At 36.5% G+C, this 8,906-nt stretch carries 10 protein-coding genes; 6 read left to right on the forward strand and 4 right to left on the reverse strand.

Features of this window, described 5'->3' with window-relative positions:
• The first annotated feature begins 31 nt into the window (after positions 1 to 31).
• The gene (locus tag ACMZ42_RS22525; protein WP_370076612.1) at positions 32 to 220 is read left to right on the forward strand and encodes a hypothetical protein; all 189 of its coding nucleotides are present in this window, start codon (positions 32 to 34) and stop codon (positions 218 to 220) included.
• 119 nt (positions 221 to 339) lie between these two features.
• Here ACMZ42_RS22525 and ACMZ42_RS22530 read toward each other — a convergent pair whose 3' ends face one another.
• The gene (locus ACMZ42_RS22530) at positions 340 to 732 is read right to left on the reverse strand and encodes a hypothetical protein (RefSeq protein ID WP_402874406.1); all 393 of its coding nucleotides are present in this window, start codon (positions 730 to 732) and stop codon (positions 340 to 342) included.
• Between the two features lie 585 nt (positions 733 to 1,317).
• On the reverse strand, positions 1,318 to 1,518 hold the full coding sequence (locus ACMZ42_RS22535; protein ID WP_415732846.1) for a hypothetical protein: 201 nt from the start codon (positions 1,516 to 1,518) through the stop codon (positions 1,318 to 1,320).
• Positions 1,519 to 2,343: 825 nt separating this feature from the next.
• Here ACMZ42_RS22535 and ACMZ42_RS22540 point away from each other — a divergent pair.
• Together ACMZ42_RS22540 and ACMZ42_RS22545 are read left to right on the forward strand one after the other, a co-directional pair.
• Positions 2,344 to 2,814 carry an O-methyltransferase gene (locus ACMZ42_RS22540; protein ID WP_415732847.1) on the forward strand — a complete coding sequence of 157 codons (471 nt, stop codon included), beginning with the start codon at positions 2,344 to 2,346 and terminating at the stop codon, positions 2,812 to 2,814.
• A 66-nt stretch (positions 2,815 to 2,880) separates the two neighbouring features.
• Entirely contained in the window at positions 2,881 to 4,056 is a 1,176-nt protein-coding gene (locus tag ACMZ42_RS22545; RefSeq protein WP_415732853.1) for an oxalate decarboxylase family bicupin, read from the forward strand.
• Positions 4,057 to 4,105: 49 nt separating this feature from the next.
• On the opposite strand, the gene ACMZ42_RS22550 is transcribed toward ACMZ42_RS22545, so the two are convergent.
• Positions 4,106 to 5,257, reverse strand: coding sequence for an MFS transporter (locus ACMZ42_RS22550; protein WP_415732848.1), 1,152 nt, complete (start codon positions 5,255 to 5,257; stop codon positions 4,106 to 4,108).
• 101 nt (positions 5,258 to 5,358) lie between these two features.
• Here ACMZ42_RS22550 and yeiL point away from each other — a divergent pair, with 101 nt between their 5' ends.
• A complete protein-coding gene (yeiL, locus tag ACMZ42_RS22555; RefSeq protein WP_402874415.1) occupies positions 5,359 to 6,021 on the forward strand; it encodes a transcriptional regulator YeiL in 663 nt (220 codons plus the stop codon).
• A gap of 6 nt (positions 6,022 to 6,027) precedes the next feature.
• Here the strand turns inward: yeiL and ACMZ42_RS22560 are convergent, their stop codons facing one another.
• On the reverse strand, positions 6,028 to 6,318 hold the full coding sequence (locus ACMZ42_RS22560; RefSeq protein WP_370076600.1) for a hypothetical protein: 291 nt from the start codon (positions 6,316 to 6,318) through the stop codon (positions 6,028 to 6,030).
• A 360-nt stretch (positions 6,319 to 6,678) separates the two neighbouring features.
• Between ACMZ42_RS22560 and ACMZ42_RS22565 the strand changes: the two genes are divergently transcribed.
• Complete coding sequence (locus ACMZ42_RS22565; protein ID WP_415732849.1) at positions 6,679 to 7,659, forward strand: diaminopimelate dehydrogenase; 981 nt, start codon at positions 6,679 to 6,681, stop codon at positions 7,657 to 7,659.
• Between the two features lie 473 nt (positions 7,660 to 8,132).
• Positions 8,133 to 8,843 (forward strand): hypothetical protein, encoded by a 711-nt coding sequence (locus ACMZ42_RS22570; RefSeq protein WP_415732850.1) that lies wholly within the window; start codon positions 8,133 to 8,135, stop codon positions 8,841 to 8,843.
• The last annotated feature ends 63 nt before the right edge of the window (positions 8,844 to 8,906 follow it).

Raw genomic sequence — 8,906 nt, forward strand, 5'->3', positions numbered from 1 at the left:
TGCACAATATGAGGAAAGAAGGTAAAAGAATATGAGTAATCAAACTTTATGCTGTGATTATTGCGAGAGCACATATCGGGAAGTACCTATTATCGAAAAACCAAAACGATTTGCTTTGAATCGAGTTTATGATTTAACACAAGTCAATTCGGATGGACGAGAAGTGGATAATATCTGCTTAGAATGCTTGAAAGAGCAAATTGATGATTACGGGATCTAAATTACACAACGTGAGTAAAAGAAAAAGCAGCAGCGTTTGCAGACGCTACAGCTCTTTAAGAGATGTTAAACCTTCATGTAAATTAATAATCTTCTAATTATTGTTTATATTGGTCTTCCTCAAATACCTGTTTTATATTTAGAAATATTCTTTTCTTTTTCAAAAATAGAAGTATTCTGTTCATATTTTTTGGGATTAGATAACTTTTCAAGCTCTTGTATCAACATATCCTCTAAATCTATGGACTCTTTCATGTTTTCTTGGGTTTGTTTAACCTCCCTAACAAGTAATCTAACTAATTTTTGTCCATTCGATTTCACAAGATATGTACGTATATAACCATCTTCATATCTAGTTTCGAATTTAGGTTTGATATTTTTCTCGTTTTCGTCTTCGTCTTTGTCTTTATGTATATTTTCAATTCCAAATAAATCTAAGAGACTTTCATTTTTTATATTTTTATTTACCTCTGTTTTCAAATAATTTATTGTATTACTGGTTTGAATTTTCATTCATAATTCTCCTTAGAAATTAGTATTTTGTTACACTTAATTATAACCTTTAAAGTTAATAAATGGAGGTTTTATTATGAAAATTCGTTCAGTACTTTTAAGAGCATTAGTAGCATTAAAGTCTACATTGTTAACTCGCCCCAAAAAGGAGTTTTAACAACTTACTTTACTTTTTATTATTAATCATAATTCTTATAGCAACTGGGACTCAATACTACTGCACAATATAAGTATTAAACGAAAAAAGTTTGGTGGGGATATACCTACCAAACTTATGAATTAGTTAGATCGAGATCTTTTTAAAAATAATAAAGCAAGGACAATTATAGCAAGACCTATCCAAATAAATTTATATGGTAAAACAATTAAATTCCAAACAATAAAAACGATGTGGACTACAAGATCAAGAAAAAACGACAATAATAAACCTGCTTTCTTTTTAACCAAATTATAACATATTAGTAGATTCAAAAAATAAAAGCCGCAGCGTCTTCACACGCTACAGCAAACTAATGAACAATATGAGTAAAGAAACTAATATAGAGACACTCGGCTGGAAGTGACCCAAAGTTTAACTATAAGTGACTATTTAAACTTATCAACTTTCTTAACTTTCATTGAAGCTACTTCTCCGCAATTCGTACAAATAGTCAAAATTAGTGGTGAACTCGAAAAATGGAGCATATCGAGCTTAATGGGTTTTACATTTGCCATAGATCCGCCTAATTCACCTTGTGCAAAGGAATCACCACCACAAGCCTTACAAACTAATTTATTATTTTCCATGTTATCACCTCTTTATGTAATATATGTAAATTTTATCATGAAAATAGCCGCGGTGTCATCATAAGCTACAGCAACCAAATGAACAATATGAGTATTAAATGAAAAAAAGAGCGATTAAAACATCGCTCTAAAATCTATTTTTTATTAATTTGTTCTACTAACTTTTTTAAATTTAAATTTATTCAATATGCCACTGACGAAAATAAAGACAGCAAGGAATAGATGCTCCATTCATCGGCACAACTCCTCATTAATATAGAAAGCTGCAGCCTTTGCACACACTACAACTCAGATTTGAAAGACATTTGATGATTTCAAAAAAAGTGTTTTGCGGACCTCAGATACTACTGGATATATCTAGGGAATTAAAATTATGGTGGGATAGCAAACTGTTAATGACGTTAGGGGCGATGCATAAGGTAAGCTATCCAGAAGTAAATATATGTAAAAGAAATTAATGACATTCCAACTGTAAATATGGTTAAAAAGGGAATATAAAATAAGATGGGCTATTACTAAACAAGCATTTTAGGGAGGCGTCAGATTAAAACCGTATACATAAGTAGCGATTACTTTGAAATAGAAAAATTTCGAATTTATGAATAACGGCATCGTTCCTCTATTTAGGGATGTGGTGTTTTAACAAAGGAATTTCAAGAAAAGAAGCGAATATGTAATTTAAAATCCAGAAGGTGGTTCGTAACTATGTTAACAAAATATCGCTCCAATACATATATTCCGGAAATGGTGAAGGCAAGTAAAATGTTAGCCTATAGACATGATTTCGAGTATTCTTGCTCAGACGAGGCAGGAAGATTGTAGTCAGTGCTTGTTGGTCAAATTAAACATGGGACAATCCTAGAAGTCGGGACTGGCTATGGTGTAGGCAGTGCATGGATTCTTTCTACCATTGCACCAAACGTACAGTTTGTCTCAGTGGATCATGCAAAGGAAAAAATCGATGCTACTGCTCAAACACTTCGTCATCAGCAGGCTGAATTTTTAGTAGGGGACTGGAAAGAAGCGATAGCAAAAGGCCCTTTTCAATTTATTTTTGCTGATGCCGCTGCTGCTAAAACAATTGAAGGCGAACAACTATTGGAGGCATTAGCTGTTGGAGGTATGTTAGTAATGGATGATTTTACGCCAGAAGAACATTTTCCAGAAGAATGGAGAGGGAAACCTGATAAGGTCAGGGACTTTTGGTTAAATCATAAGGAATTAAGAGCTACAGAAATTTATTTAACAGCAACATCTTCTGCTATTCTCGCAACTAAGCTGAAAGGAAAAGAATAATCAAAGTAAAGAATCTATACATATTATATAATGATTTCTTTATGAAGAGGTGAATCATTGGAGAACATGCCAGAGGGCTATTCTTATGTTCCGCAGCCTATTCGGAAAGATGGGGCGGGGTGGGTTGATAAAGGGCCGAGAGATATTATGAGGGATCTGGAAAATCCTGATATGCTTGTCCCTCCGAAAACAGATGCTGGACTTGTACCGAATTTAAAATTCTCTTTTTCTGATACGCATATGGTTTTAAAAAATGGCGGTTGGTCTCGAGAAGTTACTGCTCGTGATTTACCAATTGCCACTACATTAGCAGGTGTCAATATGAGTTTGACACCTGGTGGAGTTCGTGAGCTGCATTGGCATCAACAAGCTGAATGGTCGTATATGCTTCTTGGTCATGCACGTATTACAGCGGTCGATCAAAACGGGCGTAATTTTATTGCCGATGTAGGACCGGGGGATTTATGGTATTTCCCGCCAGGAATTCCGCATTCCATACAAGGTCTTGAGGATGGCTGTGAATTTTTGCTGGTGTTTGACGATGGGCATTTCTCAGATCTAAGTACTTTTTCAATATCTGATTGGTTTGCTCATACTCCTAAAGATGTGCTGTCCTCCAATTTTGGTGTTCCAATAAGAGCTTTTAATCATATCCCGAAAGAACAGGTCTATATTTTTCAAGATAAGGTTCCAGGACCTCTAGACACACAAAAATTACAATCCCCATATGGTACAGTCCCTCAAACTTTCAAACATAGCCTGCTTGCCCAGACCCCTATAAAAACTCCAGGTGGAAGTGTCAGAATTGTGGATTCAACAAACTTTCCTATTTCTAAAAATATCGCAGCAGCACTTGTCGAAATTAAGCCTGGTGCTATGAGAGAGCTGCATTGGCACCCAAATAATGATGAATGGCAATATTACCTCCAAGGAAAAGGGCGTATGACAGTGTTTACAGCAAATGGTGTGGCTAGAACATTCGATTATCGTGCAGGAGATGTGGGATACGTGCCATTTGCAAATGGTCACTACATTGAGAATACCGGTACGGAGACATTATGGTTCCTTGAAATGTTTAAAAGTGATAGATTCCAGGATGTTTCGTTAAATCAATGGATGGCCCTTACTCCATCTGAGCTAGTACAAAGCAATTTAAACATTGGTCCTGAACTTCTTAATGTGTTAAGAAAGGAAAAGTGGCCGGTTGTAAAATATCCTGGATTTTCTTATTACCCAAGATGAACGTATAGAAAAGCAGGTAGGAAAGAGCCTCTTTCCCACCTGCTTGTTTTTAATATTGAAATTTATTTCTAGTAGCAAGTAGTATACCGATTGCTGGAACAGTACAAATAAGCATTGCTGCAAATGATAGTCCAGGCGAAATCTCGTATAAATAGCCACCTAAAAATGTAAGGATCGCTGTACTTAATCCCATTGCTAATGCAGAATAAAGGCCTTGTGCATTCGGAATTTGCTCCTTCGGCAATGTTTTTGTTAAATAGCCGATGAAAGCGAAATGCGCGAGAGCAAATGATAATGCATGTAATGTTTGAGAAGCGATAAATACCCAGACATTCGGGAATAGGTAAATGAGTAGCCAACGTAATGATGAACCACTCGCTGCTAAAAGTAATAAAGAAGATGAGCGCCATTTATTAAATAGTGTATCAGCCTTCATAAAGTATAAGATTTCGCAAATTACGGCGATGTTAATAATCATCCCCATATAGAATGGATCAACATGTAGATCACCTAAATATATATAGCCGTAGCTGTAATAAGAAGCATGTGCGCCTTGCAACAGAATAACAACTAATAAAACAATAGGGAAGCCTTTAATTGTCCATAATGTTTTCATCGACAATGATTTTGCACGTTGTTCTTTTGTCGGTACAACGAGTAACTCTTTTGGTGTAGCCATTTGTTGCATCAACAGCATACCGATCAGGCCAACCACCATACTCCAAAAGATAATGTTATTGCCAAATGCACCTGTCAGCATACTAATGATTAATACTGCAATGACAAAGCCAAGGGAACCATAGGAGCGGCTTTTACCATAGTGTACATTTCCATGCTGTACGAGCGTTGCCGCACTACTTTCAACGGCAGGTAGCAGTGCTGGATAGAAAACGCTAAATAAAAGGGTAACAATAAGAAGCGAGATAAAGCTCGTGCTTAGTAAGTAAAATAAAGTTGTGATGAGGGCACCTATTGCTAGAATACTAACGAGTCGTTTTTTGTGCACATATTTTGCAAGCGTCGGGAAGAAAAATAGATTTGAAGTTGCTCGTGCTAAAAGACCGCAGCCCATTATGACGCTAGCCTGTGAGACAGTAAGATGTTTGGCATCTACAAGCCAACCAGTCCAGTAAGGTAAGAAAATACCCCATGTAAAGAAAAATGCAAAGAAATTTTGAGAAAGCCATCGTTGATTGTTCATAAATTTTCCGTACCTCCAATTTAACTATGTTGAATAATAGCACGTTCATCGGTACAATAATGTGAGATATCTCACATTTTTCAAGAGGAGAGAGTGAAAAAATGCATATACTGACAGCTGAGGAACGTTCATACTATCTCGATAAATATCCAATTGATGATTTTTTCTCATTTGATATAAATCCATTTCTGGAGGTATGTAAGTTTGACAAAGGCGAATGGATTTTTCAAGAAGGATCATTTCCGGATACGCTATACTACATGATTGAAGGGAAAGCGAAAATATATATGACGCATAAAAACGGCAAGGTCTCACTTATCGAATACCCAGAGCCACCGCGTTTTATGGGTGAAATTGAGTTGCTTAATGAGGCGAGATATACGAAGGGGATTCAGACAGTAACCGAGACGATTTGTTTTTCGATTACACAGTCCTGCAAAGAAAAGTTACTCACGGATGTACTATTTTTACGTAAACTTTGTGTGTTTTTAGGGGAAAAGTCGACCAAAATGACGTCAAAATATACACAAAATCAAGCGTATCCACTTGAAAATCGACTTGCTGCCTTTATCCAATTATCGTCAGATCAAGGTATCTATAAAGAAAAGCATACGGAAATCTGTGAATATTTAGGGGTTTCCTATCGGCATTTATTATATGTACTGGCGCAATTTTGTGAAGAAAAAATTTTAGAAAAGAGAAAGAATGCCTATCACATTATGAATGAAAAGCGACTTTCCGAATTGGCACAGGAGATACAGTGAGGGATACTACAGCTTATTGTATTCACTTTTTTTAATCAACCAGCGTGCAATCTCCTTGCCGCTATGGTAGAAGTTAATCTCATCGACTCGTTGGTTTTGTACGGAGATATTTAGGGTTTCGTCTATAACGCCAAAAGGTATAACCCTTATACATTGGTGTTTGTTAGGTGAAAATCTTTTGCGCTTTGCCTTAGCTTCCATGTGAGCTTTAGCAGATTTTTGTGCATTTTGGAATGGACAAGCAAGTAATTCTCCTTGTTCCAATGTTGTGCTTGGTGAATAACAATTACTTTTCATTCAACATGCCCCCTTTGTCGTTAGTGTTATTGTACAAGACATGCGGTCGGAATAGTCTTCATTTACAAGGCTTTAACGAAAACTTAAAGTTTTGTCAGTCAATTATGTCTTGGCATAATTGCGTCTGGAGGCTATAACTTCTTTTAGAGGATGTTTGTACATACTCTGAAAGAAGTTGCATTAGTAAAATGTAACCGTATTCATGCCATTAACGAATAGAAATCATAGAAAACTTGTATAATTCCAAGAGAAAAACACGTACTCAAACTATTGTGAATTTTCCTGACAAAACGTATTATTGTAATTAGATTTAACGTGAAAGGTTTCACAGAGTCACGTAATCGTGAGGAGGAATTTTTAATGAGTGCAATTCGAGTAGGTATTGTAGGTTATGGAAATTTAGGGCGCGGAGTAGAGTATGCTATCTCGCAAAATCCAGATATGGAATTAGTAGCGGTATTCACACGTCGCGATCCTTCAACTGTAAAAATTGCAAGTAATGCAAGTGTATATTTAGTAGATGATGCTGAAAAATTTCAAAATGACATTGATGTAATGATTTTATGTGGTGGCTCAGCAACAGATTTACCTGAACAAGGACCACACTTTGCACAATGGTTTAATACAATTGATAGCTTTGATACGCATGCGAAGATTCCTGAGTTTTTCGAGGCAGTCGATGCAGCAGCTCAAGAATCTGGAAAAGTATCAGTCATTTCAGTTGGCTGGGATCCAGGTTTGTTCTCATTAAATCGTATACTTGGGGAGGCAGTTCTACCAGTGGGCACAACTTATACTTTCTGGGGAGACGGTTTAAGTCAAGGACACTCAGATGCTATCCGTCGCATCGAAGGTGTTAAAAATGCAGTACAATACACATTACCAATTAAAGAGGCTGTAGACCGTGTTCGTAACGGTGAAAATCCTGAGCTGACAACGCGTGAAAAACATGCACGTGAATGCTGGGTTGTTCTTCAGGAAGGTACAGATGCTACAAAAGTTGAGCAAGAAATTGTGACGATGCCGAACTATTTTGATGAGTATGATACTACAGTAAACTTTATTTCTGAAGAGGAATTTAAAGCAAACCACACTGGCATGCCTCACGGTGGATTCGTAATTCGTAGTGGTGAAAGCGGCGCTAACGAAAAACAAATTCTTGAATTCTCATTAAAGCTTGAAAGTAATCCAAACTTCACTTCTAGTGTTCTAGTAGCTTTTGCACGTGCAGCTCATCGCTTAAATCAAGCAGGAGACAAAGGTGCAAAAACAGTATTCGATATCCCATTCGGTCTGTTATCCCCAAAATCAGCTGCTGAATTACGTAAAGAACTTTTATAATATACTTATTCAAAATCCCGATTATCATATTATTTGATAATCGGGATTTTTTTAGCAAGTCTAATCCCAAGCACGTCAATATGTATAGCGTAGCCATGGTGTAAACAATACAAAGTTGACCCACAATATATCGGACAACAAATTACTTGAGGTCCAATCATGACAGGAAGTACATTCGATTCTACACCGGGTGGTAAAGGGAACTTGGACTACAAAGTGAAAACTCCTCTCATGATTTTTCTTAGCAACAGTTGCGATACTTGAGTTTTTGTTTAAATAAGACAAATTATTGTTATTTGGTAATAAATTATAATTTATGGTTAAATAAAACTATTTTGACCCTATATACTATGTGGTTCGTATTTAATTTCTTTTAATATAGGCTGAAATTAAATATATTACGGTGCTGGTATAAATGTATTACCAACGAAAGCTTTCTTAACTAAATTGGAATAAACGATGAGGTGAATGAAGTGCAAATTAATCTTCTGTATGAAGGTGCAGTTAGGGAGTACCATAGACAAGAGGCGCTTAGCAATCCTAACCTTGTAAAGGGGCAACCACTTGGCGGAAAAAATGAAATTGAAGTTGAACGTGATGGTAAAGCATATACACTCACTCTATCTGATGAAGTAAAGTATTTAAAAGCTATGACAGAGAAAGAAATCGCAGAGATGGACATGCGATCGGTAAATCCTGATCCTTCCGATATTTTTTCGTATCGTCCACTGGATCAGTGGCTTATTTTTAGTCAATATTTGAGTGACACGGGCTTTTTTACGGGCAAAGAATCACACACAATTGACGACATAGAAAATATGCTGGTAGACATAACGGACGGTCTAGATAATTTGGATATATCCCAGATGAAAGGAAGGGATATTAAAGTAGGACGGACGCCAATTACACAAGAATTAAGTTCTACAGAAGCACAGTTGGAACTCGCTGCTTCAACAGCTGCTTTAAAAATTTTTAGTGAAAAGTATTTAACAGGTGATATGAAACAGGGCTTCGATGACTTAATCGATCAATATGTTAAACATAATGAAAGCCGTGTGATAAATCATGCTTCTCAAGAAGAAAAGTTTTATAGAGGACGTGCGAAAGTATTTGAGATGCGAGGTATGGATACTTCATCTTTAAGTGCTGAACTTGAGACTCCCACCCCTAAAGGGACAAGCTGACTAATGTCAGTGGGATTCCTGAGTAACTATGCGTTCGCAGTCCATTTCTGTTTTGAACAGTTC

The organism is Lysinibacillus sp. NPDC056185 (genome assembly GCF_047737915.1).
Lineage (GTDB): Bacteria > Bacillota > Bacilli > Bacillales_A > Planococcaceae > Lysinibacillus.